This is a genomic window from Bacteroidota bacterium, assembly GCA_017303905.1.
Classification (GTDB): domain Bacteria; phylum Bacteroidota; class Bacteroidia; order B-17B0; family Aurantibacillaceae; genus JAHEYG01.
Genome location: JAFLBH010000005.1, coordinates 32,854 through 52,177 on the forward strand (window position 1 = coordinate 32,854; position 19,324 = coordinate 52,177).

Here is a 19,324-nt window from a genome sequence, read left to right on the forward strand (position 1 = left end):
GCGAGGGTGGGCTGCAAAGGAGGCTTGGTGGGTGACCCCAAGCCGGTTGCGACCTATTTTGCCAGCGTGGCTCCTGCCTGCGTGTACTTCGGCAGGCAGGCATTAAAAGATCCCGCAGGGGCTTTAAGTTATGCCATGCGCCTGCAAAACGAGGGCAAAGGAGACGCAAACGAAGAAAAAATTATCTACTGCCAAGAGGTTTGCGACCCTTTGCCCGAAGCCCAAGCGACCAGCAGGCGAGCCTAATATTGGCAGCCGGCGGACTTAAAACTACTGAGGTGAAGGAGACGGAATGAAACCCAGCGCCCTTTGGCGCGGGTGAAATGAAGGCGAATGAAGCGAAGTGGTTTTAAGGACGGAAAAGGTTGCCGTGAGGACTGACGCCGCACTTGCAAAAGGCATGACAGGCAGCTTGCCCGAAGGGACGCTGTATGTTTTGCATAGACCTTTAAAAAATTGCACTCTATGCAAATTATACAGCGGTGTCTGGCGTGATCTTTTGCGTGCAAGGAAGGAGGAACACCGCTTTACCTGTTCTAAAGGATTCCATGAGCGTAATCTTTTATTGATAGCATTTGGCTTGTGCCTTGCTTTTCTAATAAAACTAACTTCTCTTTTAATTGTGCAAGATTTTTACGTTCGAGCTCATTTAATGGAGTTCCAACTTTATCCAATTCCGCTTGCATTGTATCAAGGTATATTTTGCTGCGCTCTACTGTTTTATTTTCTATAGAACGGCAAACTTTGTTCAAATGATCACTTATTGAATTCAGAAAATCGACCTGGATCTTATTAAAATGTTCCCTAGCTGGTGTAATTAACTTGGCGATATTTTCTTTTTTAAGCGAATCGTCTGACCGAAATAAGTTGTAGAGACCTCCAAAAAGACCTTCAAATACCTTTCCAATAAAGTTGAATGCAGTTACCAAAACGTTTGAAGATAAATCTTCTCGGATCCGATATATATTGAATATTTTTCCAGTAAATCTTTCGATACTTGGCAATTTTAAAGTAGAATCAGCTGTGATCTCATTCAAATTAATCTTTACTTTACTTAGTTTATCTCCTACCCAAACATTAACCTTTGACTGCAACTCATAAGTAACGCTTTGTACGTACTCGTAAACTTTACTTACACATAGGTCAGATTCATTCTTTAAGTAAGTTGTAATATCACTTTGAGAAGGTAAAGCCTGATTATTTCTTCTACCCTTTAAATCGGTATCGAGATTAGAGAGAATATTCTGGAAATTGTTATTTATGTACGTGTTTATTTCATTATAAGCTTTTGTTCTCTGCTCGCGAATAAAGATCTGCAGTTCGCCTAGTTCTTTGCGGACTGTTGTGATCTTTGTTTGTAAATCTTTACCAATAACAGTGTTACTTAAGCGCACTTCACTCACATTAAGTAATTGCTTTACCAACTCCATTGAATTTGCAAAGTTTGACAGAAGATTATTAACTCCATTGAGATTGCCGTTCACTAAATATTTTACTATAACGTCCTCTAAATCATTTACAGAATCGTGACAATTTTCATTCAATACACGATGGTTAAATGATTGCTTTGAAGAAATATAAATTGGTTCATTGGCAAGAAGATCTGAAATACCATAATCTTTAAGCGTATCGTTTATATAAACCTTAAGCGAAGTCATTTCGTCTTCGTTTAGTTTATCTATTTTATTAAAGATTAGAAAAACACGATTCATTTTTTCTTTGATCTCCTTTAGGTCTGCCAGGTGCTGATCCGTAATTTTAAATTCACCGTCTTTATGAGGAGCAACGCTTATAACATAAAGAATTGCATCTGCACTATAAATGGTCGATTTAGCAATATCTTTAATACCCTGATTAATGTCATCGATACCCGGTACATCAGTAATCGAGAAACCTTTCTCAAGAAATGAGCTATTCAGCTTTACGTTTACAAGGTTTACCTTTTTATGATTATGCTTGTTTCTTTTTTGGTCTGCAAATTCTGAAACAAAGTCTAAACTAATCTCACTGGTTTTCTTTGTGCCATCAGCGAAATGAACACAAACTTCTTCGGGGTGACCGGGCAGCATAATAATAGGCACGCCCGTTGTAGGTAAAGTATCAACCGGAGACATTTCTCTATAGGTAAGCGCATTGATAAGTGTACTTTTACCAACCCGACTTGGGCCAATAATACAGATATTAAAAATAGAATCACTTATTTCGGAGAGATTGGCATCGATTTGAGTATTATACTCTGTAAAACTATGTTGTGTTGTGAGTTCTTTAAGTGACTTAACAAAATCTACGGCTTCATTGACATGAGAATAATACTCCCCAGGCGTTATTATTTTTTTAGGCTTATATGTCCATTGGTAAACTGTTTCTTCAATTGAAGCAATAGATTTAACGTCAAGAACTAACTCTTTATCAAATTTAATTGTTACATGATCATTCGCATGCCAATCGGGTCGCCTTTTTGAAATTTCATTCATCAATTTTTCATTGACGAACCGATAGTAAATACACTTTGCTTTTAAATCAACTAAGAAAATGTAAACCGGAAGTGTATTTTGATACCAATACAAGTAGGTAGTTCGTTTCACCTGAACAGACAAGTCTGAATCGTTTGCAATTTCGGCAGTGGATTTTATCTGAATGTTAAATTTTTTCCCAGTGGCTAATTTGTTTTCAGATTTGAGTTTATCCTTTGTAATCTCAACAATTGCATCTATACCATAATCCTCATTGCCTTTTATATCAGTTACTACCCATGGAAGAACTGCCTGTTTGACGTGAATAAGCGACTGATCTTCCTTTATATGAGATGAATGGCGCGTTGGGAGAGACTCTTTTATCTTAGTTGGCGCATTCGTCTTTTTCTTGTTAACCAAGACGGACTTCTTTTTATCAATAGGCTTTTTTGTAGCCTTTTTTGATTTAACTATCTTTTTGCCAGGATTGCTTTTTTTCTTTGCCATTGTATTAATTCAATTAAATTAATTTCCAGAACTATTATCAATTGTTTGAATGTAGATAGATTCAATGTTCTCGGTCACGACTTGCGGTCGGCCATTGCTTCTTAATATGGAATTTAAAACATCTTGAGAAGGATGACCATAAGTATTAAAGTTACCTACTGAAACTACACATAAACATGGATGTGTTCCTAAAATGTAATCTGAAAAATTATGCGCAGAACCATGATGCGGAATTTGAAGAGTGCCCAAAGGTTGAGCAAACTGCCCTATGAAAGTTATAATTGCTTTTACGTTTGGCAAAGCCTTTGCATTAAAATCACCCGTATATAAGCAGGAAGCGTAATAACGATAATGCCAGTGCCCAGCAGTAAAAGCATTGAATTGAATTTTTGCAGATAACTTAACCCCATCTAAAGGCCCAGAAAAAACCACCATAGAATTTTCGTTCAAATTTCCATCTATTGCGTTATAGGCTTCCTTTATCTTAGCCTTACTGCCAAGAATTCTGTCAATTGAAGTAAGGCTATTTAATTCGAGACCTTGTCTTTTTAATGAATCTACAAGTTGCCGGGTGCGATCTTTTTGCTCAAAATTAAAAGGTACATAGATCCATTGGGCAATCTGAAATTTGACAGTACTATTTACATTCCTTCTATCTCCTTCTTTCAATTCCTGTAAATTGATAATTTCTTGTTCGTTAGAATTTTCATTATCATAAGGGTTTATTCGAATAATTGTTGTGTTAGGAGAAAAATATTCAGTGGGATTATTTATCAAATCATCAAAATCATTCTCTTCATTTTCAAATGCGGCACTGTTTTCGATACCATATATGATACTATCTTGTGCATTAATAAGAGGAGGTATGACCGATTTAATGCGACAGTAGTCTTTAAGAAATTCTATCCCATTTATATGATCGCTATGAAAATGAGAGATGAATAACACATCAATAATTTCTCCCTTTGCAAAAGCTGAGCGAATGCGATTCTGTAACTCTTTATTTGTTAAAGTTGAACTACCGCAATCGTAGACTACATTAAACTTATTGCCGTTTGGGTAAGAGTGCTTTTCGGTATAAAAAGCGCCTTGACCAATTGGTTGAAATGTGCGCGTTATCATCACTTATTCGCCAGTTTTCGTTTGGAAGTAAATTGCCGCGGGGCCTCCTTTAGTTCTTTCCCCCCCGCCATAAAGTCCCACACCTTAAAATCTCCTGTGTGATCATCTATGGATTCAATAATCACATCTCCATTCTTAGTAGTACAGTTATATATTTTTCTGTCCTCAAGTTTTTTAATTGTAGTTCTGCTAGGATGATCATGCTGGTTACCCCAATCACATAAGCTAAGACCTACGCTTGGCTTGACAGCATCCAGAAATTTCTCTGATGTGAAACCATTATCAGAACCATGGTGAGCTAAAATCATTACGTCAACCTCATTTTTTATAGTAGAGAATTGGATTAACCAATTACTTATTTCCTCCTCCTCCAAATCTCCTAAACTAAGTAAAGAAAAAGAGCCGTTCTTAAATAATTTAACTGTGGAATTATTGTTTGATTTGGAATAATCTTTCCTATTATTATAGTGTATAGACTCATAAGCCCATTCGGTTGCATTGCCTAAATCAGTGACAAATGTTTTATCTACTTTAATAACTTTAGGCGCCGCGGTTTCTCCTGTACTTTGCAGTTTATATGCTTCAATTAATTTTAAACAATCAACCTGATTTTGAATATTTTTATCAATTTCATAACCTGGAATTTCTACTTCTCTAGGCTTAAGTTCCTTTAAAATCGCCTCTAATTCGGAGGAAGAACAGTGATCCGCATCCCAACTCGTTATATGAAGGAAATCGATTTTGTTCTGACCACATCGTTTTATTTCATGCCATATTGAGGCTTTATTATCGTCATTATATCTGGCTTCACAAAGCGTAAGATTTGTCCCGTCCCAATACGAGAATGACGATCCTTTTGATCTAAGCTGATACGCTCGAAGACGTGTGTGTTTTTTCTTTAACTCCATTTTATTTCTGTTTAATTGTTTAATTAGATTGTTTGACCATCCAAAAGGGGTCCTTATTGAATTCTAACCAATCATTCATTAATTGTTGCTTGCAATTAATAAGATCAAGATGGTTTTGGTTTGTGTTATCTTTATTCTTTTCAATTTTTTCTATATATTCAAGAAGGTTCCAACAGAGATTGAATTGTCCGCAGGCAATAAGTGCATTTAACATATTCTTTTTCTTCAATTCACTTTCGGAAAACCAGAGTGTAGTACCCATACTTGTTGCCAATGCTGAAATTTCTTGGATTTTGGCGGAAGGTTCCAGGGCCTTACTAATCTTACCGTTCTTTATTTTATCGAGTAATTTACTTTCGTCTTTCCTGAGCTCATAAATAGCATTCATTATCCTTCTATTTTCCCAGCTCTTATCTTTATAAAGCTTTGAATATTGAAGACCTCTGACATGTTTAAGAAAAACTTCATTAGCCATTTTTATAACAGAGTTAATTCTGTTGGTGATAATTGTATCATACACTCCGAATTTCAAACGCAATAGTTTGATTAATGCACTTAGAATTTTACTAGGAGGATTCGCTTTTTTTATAAGGACTTGTGCTAGTAGTGCTAAGAAGATGATAATAATGTTTAAAGTAATAAAAAATGTGGAAAGGATAATGAAGGCCGGCTTTTGGTTGGAAACAGAATACCAGAGAAGCGCTAAAAATGATAGCAAAAGAAAAGAATTGAGCGATAGGAAAAAAGATGGAGTACGTTTTCTGAACCAATTTAAAGGTTTTACTTTAGTAGCCTTATAGTCTTCCATATAAGGGCTAGCTACATCGGAAACAATCATGAGATCGAAAGCATTAGATTCTCCTAATTCAGGTTCATTTCTTTTAATGCGTTGATTTGCTAAAAGCAGAGGCTCGATGCCTTGGTTATCTACAATACCACCATCCATTAACCCAACGGGATAATTTTGATCTTTTTTTAATTTGGATAATTCATCACTGTCGGGCAAGACAAAATCTGTTGGGAAGTTTATTGGCTCGAAACCTCCCGGAAAACATGAGGAAGATGCTAAGATATCTCCCATTCTAATTTGATCGGCCAGTGATTCACTAATTCTGTAATAATAGTTGCCTATAATGCCTTTATCAGGTTCGCCAGGCTCGGGCTTAATGATCTTTTCAGAGACTTGAAATCTGAATTGTACACCATTAGCAAATTCTGTAGCGTTAAAGGAAATATGTTTCAAGTGAATTGACGAGCTTGCCGAAAGCAGATTGCCAAATTTAGCATCTTTAAATAATTGCTTGGAATACACGTCGGCAAACGCATTGATGATACTCTTTACTCTATCGTTGGTCCAGCCTTCATCTGATATAAGACGATCGAGGCTGAGATTAACCAAATCTACATTACGCAAAAAATCATAAAGGTCTTTGTAAATTTGTTCAAGCGATTCACCATTCTTAATCCCAATAGCATAGCGCGTTCCAGTAATAGTTCCACCAGAAACCGTAGATAAGGCATAAACTTTTTCTAATAGAGGTTGCTCTTTATACTTTACCCTATCCAAATAAGTTAGTACACCCAAGCAAAAAGCTGATGCCCTAAAACCTCCGCCTGAAAAAGCTAAACCGATTCGAAGATCTTTCATAAATACAATTTCTTATCTAATTCTGTTAATGATCAATTTAAGCACCTCCGGGTGAAACTCTTCGTAAATTGTATTACTACGAACATTGTTTTTTTCTTGAGGTTTAGGTATAACAAACTTTTGGGTATTGAGCCAATTCACATTCCGAGCAATAGGAGCTAATTCTAAACCCTCGCGTATTTCATTGTCACTGATGATACCTATTCCTTTTACAGTAATATCACCGCCGCCATAAGCTGCCTTGATGTATACAATGTCTCCAACTTTCAAGGATCTTAAATAATGGTGCAATTCAGGGGCATTATCTATTCCCCACCCTACGGCCACGATGTTATTCGAGATAAAATCTCCACTTACATCTCTTTCACCGTCAAAGTAAGCGCCTATACCATATATAGCCATACAACTGTGTTTAGATAATTAATTTATCTGGGTCAATAATAAAAACTGCTTCTTACAACTTAACAAACTTACTTTCAATCAAAACTCTCAATACTTCTTACCTTTTACTCAATGATTGGGAACATTAAATTTAAGCCGAATTAGTGAAGAAGTCAATAAATAAAACCTAGGGTTTACCCCAGTATATATCTTTTTTGACAAAAGGACTACATCACAAAAACTATTCTGTTAAACACTATTAAGGTAGTATTTCAGGCTTACACATTCCATTTTCAAACTTCAAGCTGTTATTGTTATTAATGATCTTCGCTTTGATTATTGCATTCATGCAGCGTACGACCTTCCGGCGGCGTTGTACCTTCCTGAAGATTCTCAGAATTGATCATATTGACTGATGAGCAACCTTTTTTGTGATAAACTTTTGATGATTTTGAAGCGCTCCAGTAATATATTTCGCTTCCACCTGAGGTAACATTACCTGTAGTTGTATTGTAGTTTATCCAAACCGGGGCAGTCCATAAGCGACCACCATCATCTTGTACAATTTTGATGTAGATGAATGCAGGTCCATCAGGAACATTAACCCCTTTGATCTTGAAAGTACCGTTTCCGGTAACCTCTGTTTCTAACAACAAGCCGTCCTTTAATTTAGTTGAAGTTGCATTTGTGCTTAATTCTGGTTTTATACTGCCGCCATATACTTTTATACTATACTCACTCGTAGCTTCGTCCTTATCATTAATAACTAATTCAATATCTATTTCAGAATCTTCATTTGCTGTAATAGATAAGCCCATGATATTTTTATTAGCACTGAAGTATGCAGTAAGATTTTTATCGTCGGTTGCAAAAGTTCTGTTGTTGTTTATACCATCGAATATATCTTTTTCGGTTAGTGTAGTGGCAAGTACGCCAACACGCGCATCTGTACCTTTGCCCCAATTGTAATAATGATTATCCTGACCAGCCGAAGGGCTGATATGAAAACCCTGCTTCAAATAGAAAAAGTAATCGCTTTCGTAAGTTTCATCATAATGGTAATTTGGTTTTATGTTTTTTGTTAAAGCGGGGCCACTTAAAACTTCAATAAGACTAACGTATGGATCTAACCTAGCAATTAGATTTTTGAAATGCGGCCCAAGATCATCTTCATCAATACCGTAGTCGTTGAATGCATTTTTATCAGGATTATTTGCAAACAGATCAGCGTATACATCCGGATGATTCATTTGCATAATTGGTAACTTCTTGCCATCTGTTTTCATTTTATCCAACATTTCTACCAGTTCCTTATAATTGCCGTTTTCACATTTTATTACTTCATCAATACCAACAAGATTGACGTGATTACCAGAGGAAATTGTTGAAAATTCTTGTCCGTATAAAGCAAGGAATTTGGTTGTTGTTGCATCTTTAGCAGCTTTGATAAGTGGCTTTATAACAACTTTTTTACCGGCTGTGGTGGTGACAGTAAGGGTAGTTGAACCATTATACAATTTATTATCCTTTGCAATTAAAATTCCATCTTTACGATCACCTTTACCATCGGCTTCTAGGTGATTATGTTCGGTAAGAGCAAAAAAGTCGAGCCCGGTTTGCTTAGCCATTAAGAAAGCTTCTTCAGGAGTACCGCTACCGTCAGAAATTGAAGAGTGTGCGTGAAGAAGCCCCATATATATTTTATAGGTTTGAGAACGCAACGAGAATGCTATCAGCAAAAAAGCCATAGCAAAAGTTTTGGTTATTTGTTTCATAGAGAAATTCAAATTATTACATTAGTTTATTCAATACGAATAAAATTAAGAAGGGCAATTAAGATTAGCAAGAAAAGCTTTGTTTAAGGTAAAAAACCAGTAAAAATACCTATGAAATTAGGTAGTTTTACCAATACAAAAGAACTAACAAAGGGTCTTAACAGGCAATGCTTTGACCAAGGTCGTTTATCATATTTAACTGTTACTTTCTCTTATCCTTAGTTGTTTTATCGAAAGCGATGAGATTAAATAGCTCCCGCATACGGGATCTAACGCGATTGCCATAGTATTGTTCTATTTCGGAGGCCGAGAGGTTTGTTGTGATGTGCGTGATGAGTTTACGAGACACAAATAGATCATAACGACTAAGGAGGATTTCTGCCATGATATTACATTCGTTACCGAAGAATTTGAGATTATTTTCTGTTCCGAGATCATCGAAACAATAGATTATTGGCTCTGAGTTTTGAAAGCTACGATGGCTGTATCGATGAATGACATCGTAACCCTCTTTGATGAATTCGAAGCTTACATCGCGGCAAGAACGGATAATAAAGCGATTGTTTGCGGGTTGGTAGAAGCGCATGAGATTTATGAGGGAGGATTTGCCGGCGCCAATTGGACCTGTTAGAAGAATTCCTTTGTGAAGATCGATACCGAGTTTATTTGCAGTGACCTGATCGTTTAAAAAATAGCTTAACAGTTTTTTTATGAGTTCGTGGTCGGATTGCAGGATTTTGAATCCTGGACCATATATTTGCGAGCCACGTTCTTGTAGCCAAGCTATTGCTTTATCGTAATCATAAGGGTTCATTGTAGTCTTTTTCGTTTGATGTTTGGAGTTTGCCCGGGGTTACCTCCCCCTTTTTCCCCTCACCCTTGATCCCTCTCCCTGAGGAGAGGGAGAAATTAGCGCTGTTAAGCATCCACTTTGTGGCGGAGGCTTGCCAGTTTTTCATTGGTGTTTTGCCGCCTACAAGCCAACCGTTACTCGAATAGTGATTGAAGAATTTTTCAGCTTCAATGAGTGGCCATTTTTGCTCGATAAAGTAGGTGCGGACTTGTGAGAGAAGCGGCCACTCGCATCCCGTCTTTGCGCTATGTGACAATGGCTTTTTTCTTTTTTGCCCGGAATCTTTTTTCTTTTTTCCTCCCTCAACAGAATACCTATCACCTGAAGAAAGAACTTTCTTAGGATTTTTTGATCGTGTGTGCTCATGTTTATTATGTTTTAGTTTATTTGTTTTGTTTGAATTGTTTATAGAAGGTATCACCGGTTTTTCTTTGGCTTTGTTACCAGCTTTACCAGTGCCTTTATAATGAGATATATCAGTACCATTATCGTTACTATTACTTTTAGAATTATTACTACTATTATCAAATGTGTACAAGTAAACCTGTGAACCTTTTTGCGGATTATAAGACGGAATGTATTTTATGTAGTTCCAAGTATGCAGTTCTTTAATGCTGCGGATGTAAGTGTTTACAGAACCTATCTTTGAAGCGCGCATTAATTCATCTCGACTTATAGAGATGGGATTGCGAAACTTCGCCATGTTCCAGTATTGAAACAAACTGAAATACAAACTCACATGGAAGGGTGTTAATCTTTCATCCTCGCAAAATATTCCGAAAGCTTTATTTAAATGAATGATGTAATTCATTTAGATTGCCTTGCGATGAGCGGACGTTTTTTCTTGTTGTCTTCCATGAGTTTTACAATGTCTTCGTACCTGTAAAACATGAGGCCGCCTATTTGGGTGAATGCGAGCGTGCCATTAAGCCGCATATTTTGAAGCTTGCCCGGTGAAATACCGAGGAGCTTACGGACTTCGTAAGATTTGAGCCATTCTTTGTGATTTGAATAGGATGGCTTGGTTCTGATTAGTGTTTTGATCTCTTCAAATAACTCTGCTTTGAAGTTGTTTAGATCTTCTTTAGTAAGGATATCTACTGCCATAATAAATGATTAGGCAGCAAAAATGAACAGAATGATACGGTTTAGTTCAAGAGGCAATCAAGAGTTGGGAGAAATATTATTCCTCAGCCTCATTTTGTTTATCAAGAATAAGCGTTTTGACTTGATGGACATTCATTGTAAACTTTCCGTACTGCTTTTTTAGAGCATTAAGTCCTTCTACTATTTCCTTTTTAAGACTATGTAAATATTTGCCATATCCAGCCAAAAACTCAGCTGAACAAACAATATTTTCTATTTCATTAGAAGAAATCCGAAATGCATCTGTTACGTTCTCTAACAACTTTGGATCTTCGAATCTTAATTTCATTTCTTTGAAGTTTTTGTCTTCTAACTCAGTAACAAATCCTTTCAGTTCAACAGAATACTCTAATTTAATTTTGCATTCATCAATCATTTTCGGCAGTTGCTCAATTAGTTCCAAACAAATGAATTCGGAGTCACAATGACCTAAGAGGAAATTCTTCTCGAAATCCTCTTGATCTTTTTTAATTGCTGCTTTCTGGGCGGGAAGTAAAGAACTCAATAGAGTAAAGTATGAAGCGTAACCTTTGAAATTAACAAATTCACTTTGTCTGCGCGAAGTGTGTATTCTTTTTATTTTCACGAGGGGGTTTTCCAATTCATAAAATACTTGAAGTAAATGTTCAAGGTCAGTCAAAAGGTCATTTGCCTTTAGTTTGAAACTCTCCTCATATCCAGTATGCATAAATCGATTACGAAGACGTGGAACTATATATTGATAATAGTCGAAATAGTAACCACTTAAATTATGAAATGGCCGAATTTTTTGAACCTTATCTGTCAACGACTTTGCTTTTTGACCATCAAAGATTACATTATGCATCTCACTAAACAGACCTTCTACCTGAGGTATTGCCAGCGCAAAGAAAGCCATCCATTTTCTACCTTTGTAGAGCCTTTTTAATTCATCAAATATTGGTTTTCTGCCAGGATTGAGAGGAACATGTGCCAAATTAAAGTCGATGCTACTAAATATTGCTTCTGGCTTCTTTTTCCTGAAATAACTACGATAAAAGCTTTCCTTGTTCTTTAGATATAGTTTCTCAAGCCTTAACGCTTCCGATATGTAAAAATTATTTATACGGTGCTGAGCCTCTTTTATTAGTAGATGATCGAACATCTCAGGTTGATTGTGAAATTTATACGGGAAATCTCGATAGGACTCTCCCACTGCAAAAATACTTTTGAAACTGGGCCAAACATATCCGGCCTTGCTAAGAGCCCTTTGTTTAATTCCAGAGAGATAATAGTTTAAAATATTTTTTTGTTCAGCAACACATCTTTTATAGAAGTCATGCTTAATTCTCTCTTCATGATCGTATGGAGGTTGATTGGCTGAAACTAGTTTTTTTATGTACGAATCCTTTTCGTATCGATTGATCAGTGAATTAATGGAGCTTAGATCGATTTTGACTTTAACTTCTAAATCTCTATAAATTGGATGGGGTAGTTTATCTATGTATAAAATATCTTCATAATACCTTTTTAAAACATCCTTCTCCATGATCTTAATTTCCTCGCGACCGGCATCTGTAATTTTATAGAGCTTAGCTTTCTTTACTCTACCATAAAAGTATGAGACTATTTTTGCAGCTGCTTTTGTAATTGATTCCGGATTGTCTTTAAGGCCTTTATTTACAGGTGAAATTACGTTTAAGGTTGTAAAGAGAAATGTATTCCAATTCTTTATTTCGACAATATCATCGCCTATCGATTCCAAAATATCTCGGCGAAATCGGCTTAAGTCTCCCAATGATGTTTTGTAGGAGTTGAGTTTTATGATTTTTCTTGCCATTACTTTTCATCCATCTCGTCCATTCGTTTAGACAGGGATTCCTGTAATAAAGATAAGAATTTAGTGCGATTTGTTTTTCGGTTACGGATCTCTAAGTATACGTGGTAGTAGTTGCCGAGGTCGATATTGAATGCTTTTTGGATGCTGGAGGCTATTTCTTTGATATCGGCACGGCCGTTTTCGAAGGAACCGGTGGCGTGGAGTGCGTATATGAGTTCAACCAAGTGGGCTTTGGAATCGGTCCAGGTGAGGCGATTTTGTTGGTTTTGCTCCGGTTCATTTAAGCGGGCATCTATGTTTGTAATGGCCTCACGAATGTATAATGAAAGCATATCGTTAGCGAGAATCTGTGCTACTAAATGATCGTGAGATGTGTTAAAGGTTGAATCGAAATTAAAGAAGTTGCTATCAAGGATCAAATGAAGATCGGCTTTACCGCGGACGAAATACTTTTCATCGAGAAATGTGCTATCGCTCCGATAATACTGGCACAAATCAATATTGTTTTCAGTAAAACGGTTTATGGCTTTTAAATGTTTTTCGAAATACTTTTTCTGCTGTTTCTTTGTTCCAGAAGGACGACCGGTTTCGATATTGAAAACCTGAATGTGATAAATAAGTTTGCAAGCAATTTTTGGTTTGAGGTACTTAAAGAAAAATATTTCATTCTTCTCAGACTTGAAGCCTTGCTTTTGAACCAATTTTTTCAGCGCATCCAAAGCTTTAATGCATACCGGTACCGAGAGCTCAGCTTGTTTTACTGCGCTAAGCGTTTCCTGAGCAATGAACGCCAATTGTTCCTCAAGACTTTGATTTACCTTCTCAAACTGTTCCATAAAGACTGCATTATGGTCGAATATTTCAGTAATCATAAGCCTTACCCATTTAATACACCTGTAGGGAAGACTGCTGCTTTATTTATTATTAATAAAAAGTTCATCTACAGTACAATTTAATTCAGTTAGTACTTTGTCTAAATAATCCAGTGACATATTGATCTTACCACCCTCCAATTTTGAAATGTACTGGCGGTCGACCAAGAGCTTTGCAGCCAATTCCTGCTGCGTTAAACCCATTTCAATTCTTTTCGCTTTAATTCGGTATCCAATAAGTGCTTTAGTTCGTGACATAAAACAAGTGCGGTTATTGTAGCTATGCCATAGCTACAAACAAAAAAGCCCCGGTTTTTACCGAGGCTTTTCTACTCCAAAGAGTTCTTTCTAAAATATAACAAAACATAATATCTTAATCAGTACCAGAAAATCATGCTTAATGAGTTCATATGGTAGTATTTAACCCTTAAATATAGGAAGTAAAATCAAAAATGAAGAAATTAAAATGACGAACGCCATTAATCAAGAATGAGTGCTTACTTAAACCCGAACATTTGGAAGAGGTAGTTGCTAACTTGAAGTGATACGAAATCCGGGTTGGAAACATGAAAGAAGTGATCAGCGTTGGTTTCGGAATAAATTGATCTCGTGGATATAGTTAAAAGATCTTTTTGAAGATTGACCCAAGTATTAGAATATTTTGAGGCAGTTGAAGAATCCGAATTAATAGGTGGATTTAATCCAACGTTGCTTGCAATCACCAGTAGCGGTTTATCTACAATTTTGCCTAAGCTTTTACTTTCCAAAAGTATTTTGTCAAACGAAGCGAGCTCGAGACGATAAATCAAGTAGTAGGGTTTACGGGTAGTTACCTTATAATATTCAGAGAGACAATTTTCAGGCAAGCCGAAAGTGGGTATATTCTTCTTTCCCAATCGCAGCAGCCCCCAATTGGCAAGGTTAATGACTTTATTGATCTGTTTGGTTTGTTTTGTGATATTTTCCCGAAGTGCCGGTATACTATCTAATAAATTAGGATTGGCAGCATCGAGAAGGATCATGCCTGACACCTTTTGAGGGTACAAATCGTGAAACATTCTTACGTATAAGCCACCTAGAGAATGGCCGACCAGAATTATGGAGTCAGTAATGTTGTTCCTTTCCAATTCGCTATTAAATTCGGCTGCCATAGTTTTGAGATCACGGTATTTTGGGAGCTTTCTGCTTTTGTAGTTATATCTGTCGAACAAACATACCTTAACTTTGGTTTTTAGTTTTTCAGCTAAAGGCTTAAAAAAAACTGACCAATTACCCATTCCTGCATCAAACACCATCGTATAGGGGCCGTTACCATAGCAATGACAGGATACTTGCGCTGAAAATAGCTGTACAACAAAAAAGGAAAACAGCATTGAAACTATTGTTACAGTTTTTCGCATAGCGAGTAAATTCCAATAAGAATATTAATTGTGAGTTGGTTTAATACAATAGCTGCAATAATAAATAATCCGCTAAAGCCAATTTTTTTCCAAATGGAATCCGATGTCTGTGATGTAATCTTTAAAGTAAGATTTCGGAATGCGTTGAAGAGCTTTTCTCTTTCTAAGTAAAGAATGAAGAGCAGAATAAGTGTATAAAAAATGGCGTTACCGAATGCGCCGAGTGTTACTCTATAGAAGTAATCAATAAAAACAATATTAAGCATAATTGGGAATAGCATCAAAGCGCCAATGATACGGGTACGATTAATAATGAGCAATAGACTACCAGCCATCTGCAATAACCCGATAATAATAGTGTACGAACCAGAATATCCAAAATAATACCAGGTCAATTCCATCCCTGTAAGATCGCCCAATACTTTAGAAGCTAATTTTTCGGGTGGAGCAAACTGAATACTTACTACTTTGACAAAGCCATAAACCGCAATCCAAAAACCTGCATATAGAGAGAGTGCGAATTTAAGATGAGATTTAATATCTGCGCTTCGAAACATATATTAGCTATAGCGCCTACTTCTTTTGTAAAATGTAATTTTCAGAGCCATCATTCGATTTCAAAACCTGATAGCCTTCGGTAAGTTTGATTGTCCAGCCTTCTCCTGTAATGTTTAGGCCATCAATGTTCTTAGGTGCAGTGATCGTAACTTTATCTCTGTTAGGACTCATTAATCCACCAACCTTATCTATTGTGAGAACACCCCAATTGTCACTCACCGTCATTGTCGGATAAACAACACCTTTATCATCAAGAGGTGTAAGATTTCGGGAGTCGAATGAGGATTTTTTGTTCTCGAAAGTAATGGTTAGATGGGGCAGCTCAATAAACTTTTTCCTATACTCATTTAATAAGGCTTTTGTTTTTTCTTCCCGTTCAGTTTCCTGCGCATTTACACTATCGAAATCGTACTCCTTTGAAATTTGAAGAACTATTTTTGCAATATCATCAGGTATGGACAATTTTAATTCCCAGACGAAATACTCAGTAAGTGGGGTCGACATCTTTATCTCTTTATTCCAATACTTCTTAGTTTCCTGCAGGAAAAAGCCATACACCGGAATTGTTCTGTAAGGAAATGTACGGACAAAAGTGCCACCGTTTTGGAAATCCTTAATCTTTCTGATCAAATTTGGAGTGGCTTCCTTTAAGGAACCACGACTGATATATGTTCCTGTATACTCAGCCAAACCTTCATTAAGTTCCATTGCATTTTCGGTAGAGTCAGCGCCAGGAAAAAGAGCGTGTCTATGTTTTCTAAACAAAACTGCATTATTTAAATGACGAGCAGCTTCCTTTTTGCTTTTTGATTCAAGAGCTTTAATAAGTGCGTTTAATTCCAGTCTTAAATATACACGGCCATTTTTGGTATCTAGATGATTGTTATTGGCATCTTTATTTTCAAATCCAAGAGATAGTTGAGAACGATGAAAAAGTTCATGTGCCAATAAGTTAATACGGTCTTCCTTTACTTTAGAAATGAAAGGCAAAAGAACCATTGCCCAGTTTTTACCACTCCATTTAACATTAGCATTAGCGATAACAACATTATAAGGCAATTTACCAATGAATATTTTACCATCCGGTTTAAGGATGCCTAATGTATCAGGCTCATTGGCATAAGCTTTCCTTGAGATAGGGTCTACAATAAGAAGAGGGCCGTAAATGTTTTTATCCCATAACTTTTCATTTGATGTACAAGCCCGTTTTGTTTCATCAAAGTACATAGCGATGCTATCATTCAAAGTCATTTGTGAAAGAAGGGGTAGCGTTATATAATTTAGGAGAAGGATTAATATATAACTAAGATGTTTCATAGTAACATTTGGAGAGTAAGGAATAATAGATAATCCAGAAAACCGTTACTCAAAGTTAAAGGTATTAAGTTAAATTTTGTGGCAAATTTGATGAAGGGCTTTTGTCATTCTTATTATAGAAAACTCTTGTTTTAATTAAATTTGTGCTTATGACATTTCTGATAAGCGAAATTATTTCGGCCATACTGCAAATTTTAGTATTTACCTTAATTCCATTTATTGTTTATCTGATCATTCACAAAACTTCCAGAGGGTTCTTGGCATACATTGGTCTAGTTAAAACAACCAAAAAAGCTATTTTACTCTCGGTTGCGATTTCATTTGTATTTATCGCAGGGACTCTTGTATTAGTATTAACCAATGAAAATACAAAGGCTGTAATGACAAATCCACCCAGTGTTACAGGTAAGCTACATCAGATGGGATTAAGTTCAATAACAATGTTATCTTTATTTATAATAGCTTGTTTTAAAACCTCGTTTGCAGAGGAGATATTTTTCAGGGGATTTGTTGCCAAGAGATTGATGAAGCGCTTTGGATATTTAATTGGTAACATTACACAATCACTTATTTTTGCTGTTTTGCATTTGGTTTTATTCGCAGCGATGACGAATTCGAGCGTGGGATTTCTATTATACATATTCTTAATATCAGGTATTGGTGCATATTTGATTGGGCTTGTTAAAGAGAAGTACGGAGAAGGAAGTATAATACCCGGTTGGATCGCACACGGATTAGGTAATACAATTTCTTACTTTATTATAGCGTTTGTCATCTAATTAAATAGAATGCAAGAAACTAAAAATACGTTCAGCAGCATCATTTCCTTTTTCTTCTTGTGGATAGTGACCTGCATCTAGGTACTCATGAGACTCAGAACAGTCAAAAAAATCTTCCCATTTCTTTAAGATATCTTTGCGAAACGCAATATCTTTTAATCCCCATAAAAGAAGCACCGGCGTTTTTTTGATGGCTTGTCTTTTTTGCCATAAAGAATCGAGCCAATCTGATGAATTAATAATTTCTTTTGGAAATACCCAGCTGCCCTTCCGATCTTGTTTTGTTTCAAGATGTGCAAAGTAATGGTACTGCATTTCTTTAGGGAAATTCGCTTTATTACCAGTAGCCATTGGAACAACTGAACGACCAAAGAAATTGAAATATTTAATTAGAAAACGTCCCAATTTACCGCCCATGAAACCCGAAAATCTCTCGTAGTAACCATAGCCTTTTACAGACCACATCCAGGTATTGAATAACACCAGTGATTTGATATTGTCGGGATTATTTACAGCATAAGATAAGCCTATAGGTCCACCCCAATCATTCACGACCAAGGTTAAGTTCTTTAAGTTCATTTGATCAATGAAAGCAGCGATATATTTGGCGTGATGTTCGGGTTTGTAATACCAGTTAAAAGGCTTGTCAGATAAACCAAAACCGATGAGATCGACAGCAATACATCTGTATTTAACAGAAAGTACTTTGATGATTTTACGATACGTAAATGACCAAGTGGGGTTGCCATGAATGAATAAAATCGGATCACCTTCCCCTTCGTCGATATAGTGCATTTTACCAATACCCGTTTCAAAGAAATTAGACTTGAAAGGGTACTCTTTTCTATTAAGCCATGTTTTAGTTTCCATCATTTAAGAATTTTAGTACATCAACACTAACTGCTTTTGGTTGTTCTGAGGGAACGTAATGACCGGTTTTGGGATAAACGATAAGTAAACCCTTTTGCACTGCTTTAGCTGTACGTTCGCCCACATTTACAGCGAAGAATGGATCAGCATCGCCCCAAAGTACCAATACAGGTATTTTAATTTCGGATAGATAATTATGAATATCCTTATAATGTAATTTGAGATTAGATAAACTTTTTTTGAAAATGCGATTGGTATAACGCATGCCGCTTTTAGTTATACTTTTATTGAACATTTGATGCGTATAAGTATCCTTTTGAATTACGGCTTGTTTGTAAGTCATATTCATACCCATTCTACTACCAGCCATCATCCAAAAGAAAAGATCGCGGAGAATAGGGACTTTTGCCATCCGAAGTGGTGGTGGAATGTAAGTATCTGTAAATACATTAGTAGACGAAAGAATTAGTTTATTTACCTTAGGATAGCTGAAAAGCCGCATGAATGTTAAAGCTACCGGTCCGCCAAAATCGTGACCAAAAATAGTTAGCTCCTTAACGCCTTTATCAGTTAGCAGAGAGGAAACAGCTTCGGCTTGAGCAGTCATATAATAATCGAATTTGGGTTTAGAAGAATTACCGAAACCCAGAAGATCAGGCACAATTACGCGGTATCGATTGCTAAGGAAAGAAGCTAAGGAATCAAAACAATGCGAGGAACCGGGGATACCATGCAGGAGTAAAATAACAGAATCGTTATTGACACCAAACTCCCGGTAACAAATTGTACCATTTTCGGTTTGACAGTATTTTAGAGAATCATTTTGAGCCATCGTAAGTAGTTTAATTGTGAAAAAAAATAATAGGAATTTAAGTTTCATACCAATTAGACGAAACAGACTATGGAAATGATCCTTAAAAAATGAAAAAGTAAAATT

Annotated in this window: 18 protein-coding genes; 1 reads left to right on the top strand and 17 read right to left on the bottom strand. The window is 36.3% G+C overall.

What is annotated here, in order from left to right; all coding sequences use genetic code 11:
- Positions 1-536 precede the first annotated feature (536 nt).
- The 15 genes from J0L69_15410 to J0L69_15480 all read right to left on the bottom strand — a co-directional run bounded on the left by J0L69_15410 (position 537) and on the right by J0L69_15480 (position 16,672).
- Positions 537-2,960: a DUF4365 domain-containing protein gene (locus tag J0L69_15410; protein MBN8694581.1), complete on the bottom strand. Its 2,424-nt coding sequence runs from the start codon at positions 2,958-2,960 to the stop codon at positions 537-539.
- An 18-nt stretch (positions 2,961-2,978) separates the two neighbouring features.
- Positions 2,979-4,082, bottom strand: a complete 1,104-nt coding sequence (locus tag J0L69_15415; GenBank protein ID MBN8694582.1) for an MBL fold metallo-hydrolase — start codon at positions 4,080-4,082, stop codon at positions 2,979-2,981.
- The gene (locus J0L69_15420; protein MBN8694583.1) at positions 4,082-4,990 is read right to left on the bottom strand and encodes a hypothetical protein; all 909 of its coding nucleotides are present in this window, start codon (positions 4,988-4,990) and stop codon (positions 4,082-4,084) included. The genes J0L69_15415 and J0L69_15420 overlap by 1 nt, the downstream gene beginning before the upstream one ends.
- A gap of 19 nt (positions 4,991-5,009) precedes the next feature.
- Positions 5,010-6,638, bottom strand: coding sequence for a patatin-like phospholipase family protein (locus tag J0L69_15425; protein ID MBN8694584.1), 1,629 nt, complete (start codon positions 6,636-6,638; stop codon positions 5,010-5,012).
- A gap of 12 nt (positions 6,639-6,650) precedes the next feature.
- Complete coding sequence (locus J0L69_15430) at positions 6,651-7,040, bottom strand: hypothetical protein (protein MBN8694585.1); 390 nt, start codon at positions 7,038-7,040, stop codon at positions 6,651-6,653.
- Between the two features lie 296 nt (positions 7,041-7,336).
- Positions 7,337-8,794, bottom strand: coding sequence for a CehA/McbA family metallohydrolase (locus tag J0L69_15435; GenBank protein MBN8694586.1), 1,458 nt, complete (start codon positions 8,792-8,794; stop codon positions 7,337-7,339).
- Positions 8,795-8,996: 202 nt separating this feature from the next.
- The gene (locus tag J0L69_15440) at positions 8,997-9,608 is read right to left on the bottom strand and encodes an ATPase (protein MBN8694587.1); all 612 of its coding nucleotides are present in this window, start codon (positions 9,606-9,608) and stop codon (positions 8,997-8,999) included.
- Positions 9,595-10,458, bottom strand: coding sequence for a transcriptional regulator (locus J0L69_15445; GenBank protein MBN8694588.1), 864 nt, complete (start codon positions 10,456-10,458; stop codon positions 9,595-9,597). The genes J0L69_15440 and J0L69_15445 overlap by 14 nt, the downstream gene beginning before the upstream one ends.
- Positions 10,455-10,754, bottom strand: a complete 300-nt coding sequence (locus tag J0L69_15450) for a helix-turn-helix domain-containing protein (protein MBN8694589.1) — start codon at positions 10,752-10,754, stop codon at positions 10,455-10,457. The genes J0L69_15445 and J0L69_15450 overlap by 4 nt, the downstream gene beginning before the upstream one ends.
- Positions 10,755-10,830: 76 nt before the next feature.
- The gene (locus J0L69_15455) at positions 10,831-12,591 is read right to left on the bottom strand and encodes a hypothetical protein (protein ID MBN8694590.1); all 1,761 of its coding nucleotides are present in this window, start codon (positions 12,589-12,591) and stop codon (positions 10,831-10,833) included.
- The gene (locus tag J0L69_15460; protein ID MBN8694591.1) at positions 12,591-13,463 is read right to left on the bottom strand and encodes an RteC domain-containing protein; all 873 of its coding nucleotides are present in this window, start codon (positions 13,461-13,463) and stop codon (positions 12,591-12,593) included. The genes J0L69_15455 and J0L69_15460 overlap by 1 nt, the downstream gene beginning before the upstream one ends.
- 42 nt (positions 13,464-13,505) lie before the next feature.
- Positions 13,506-13,721, bottom strand: coding sequence for a helix-turn-helix transcriptional regulator (locus J0L69_15465; protein MBN8694592.1), 216 nt, complete (start codon positions 13,719-13,721; stop codon positions 13,506-13,508).
- Positions 13,722-13,960: 239 nt separating this feature from the next.
- Complete coding sequence (locus tag J0L69_15470; protein ID MBN8694593.1) at positions 13,961-14,863, bottom strand: alpha/beta fold hydrolase; 903 nt, start codon at positions 14,861-14,863, stop codon at positions 13,961-13,963.
- Complete coding sequence (locus J0L69_15475) at positions 14,848-15,420, bottom strand: hypothetical protein (protein ID MBN8694594.1); 573 nt, start codon at positions 15,418-15,420, stop codon at positions 14,848-14,850. The genes J0L69_15470 and J0L69_15475 overlap by 16 nt, the downstream gene beginning before the upstream one ends.
- 16 nt (positions 15,421-15,436) lie before the next feature.
- On the bottom strand, positions 15,437-16,672 hold the full coding sequence (locus J0L69_15480) for a hypothetical protein (GenBank protein ID MBN8694595.1): 1,236 nt from the start codon (positions 16,670-16,672) through the stop codon (positions 15,437-15,439).
- Between the two features lie 215 nt (positions 16,673-16,887).
- On the opposite strand from J0L69_15480, the gene J0L69_15485 reads away from it, so the two are divergent.
- Complete coding sequence (locus tag J0L69_15485) at positions 16,888-17,517, top strand: CPBP family intramembrane metalloprotease (GenBank protein ID MBN8694596.1); 630 nt, start codon at positions 16,888-16,890, stop codon at positions 17,515-17,517.
- Here the strand turns inward: J0L69_15485 and J0L69_15490 are convergent, their stop codons facing one another.
- Together J0L69_15490 and J0L69_15495 are read right to left on the bottom strand one after the other, a co-directional pair.
- Positions 17,518-18,390, bottom strand: coding sequence for an alpha/beta fold hydrolase (locus tag J0L69_15490; GenBank protein ID MBN8694597.1), 873 nt, complete (start codon positions 18,388-18,390; stop codon positions 17,518-17,520).
- Entirely contained in the window at positions 18,377-19,219 is an 843-nt protein-coding gene (locus tag J0L69_15495) for an alpha/beta hydrolase (GenBank protein ID MBN8694598.1), read from the bottom strand. The genes J0L69_15490 and J0L69_15495 overlap by 14 nt, the downstream gene beginning before the upstream one ends.
- Between the last annotated feature and the right edge of the window lie 105 nt (positions 19,220-19,324).

Bases quoted from the DNA above. Each gene is read 5' to 3' on its own strand.
- J0L69_15410 (MBN8694581.1), bottom strand. From the start codon at position 2,960: ATGGCAAAGAAAAAAAGCAATCCTGGCAAAAAGATAGTTAAATCAAAA.
- J0L69_15415 (MBN8694582.1), bottom strand. From the start codon at position 4,082: ATGATAACGCGCACATTTCAACCAATTGGTCAAGGCGCTTTTTATACC.
- J0L69_15420 (MBN8694583.1), bottom strand. From the start codon at position 4,990: ATGGAGTTAAAGAAAAAACACACACGTCTTCGAGCGTATCAGCTTAGA.
- J0L69_15425 (MBN8694584.1), bottom strand. From the start codon at position 6,638: ATGAAAGATCTTCGAATCGGTTTAGCTTTTTCAGGCGGAGGTTTTAGG.
- J0L69_15430 (MBN8694585.1), bottom strand. From the start codon at position 7,040: ATGGCTATATATGGTATAGGCGCTTACTTTGACGGTGAAAGAGATGTA.
- J0L69_15435 (MBN8694586.1), bottom strand. From the start codon at position 8,794: ATGAAACAAATAACCAAAACTTTTGCTATGGCTTTTTTGCTGATAGCA.
- J0L69_15440 (MBN8694587.1), bottom strand. From the start codon at position 9,608: ATGAACCCTTATGATTACGATAAAGCAATAGCTTGGCTACAAGAACGT.
- J0L69_15445 (MBN8694588.1), bottom strand. From the start codon at position 10,458: ATGAATTACATCATTCATTTAAATAAAGCTTTCGGAATATTTTGCGAG.
- J0L69_15450 (MBN8694589.1), bottom strand. From the start codon at position 10,754: ATGGCAGTAGATATCCTTACTAAAGAAGATCTAAACAACTTCAAAGCA.
- J0L69_15455 (MBN8694590.1), bottom strand. From the start codon at position 12,591: ATGGCAAGAAAAATCATAAAACTCAACTCCTACAAAACATCATTGGGA.
- J0L69_15460 (MBN8694591.1), bottom strand. From the start codon at position 13,463: ATGATTACTGAAATATTCGACCATAATGCAGTCTTTATGGAACAGTTT.
- J0L69_15465 (MBN8694592.1), bottom strand. From the start codon at position 13,721: ATGTCACGAACTAAAGCACTTATTGGATACCGAATTAAAGCGAAAAGA.
- J0L69_15470 (MBN8694593.1), bottom strand. From the start codon at position 14,863: ATGCGAAAAACTGTAACAATAGTTTCAATGCTGTTTTCCTTTTTTGTT.
- J0L69_15475 (MBN8694594.1), bottom strand. From the start codon at position 15,420: ATGTTTCGAAGCGCAGATATTAAATCTCATCTTAAATTCGCACTCTCT.
- J0L69_15480 (MBN8694595.1), bottom strand. From the start codon at position 16,672: ATGACTTTGAATGATAGCATCGCTATGTACTTTGATGAAACAAAACGG.
- J0L69_15485 (MBN8694596.1), top strand. From the start codon at position 16,888: ATGACATTTCTGATAAGCGAAATTATTTCGGCCATACTGCAAATTTTA.
- J0L69_15490 (MBN8694597.1), bottom strand. From the start codon at position 18,390: ATGATGGAAACTAAAACATGGCTTAATAGAAAAGAGTACCCTTTCAAG.
- J0L69_15495 (MBN8694598.1), bottom strand. From the start codon at position 19,219: ATGGCTCAAAATGATTCTCTAAAATACTGTCAAACCGAAAATGGTACA.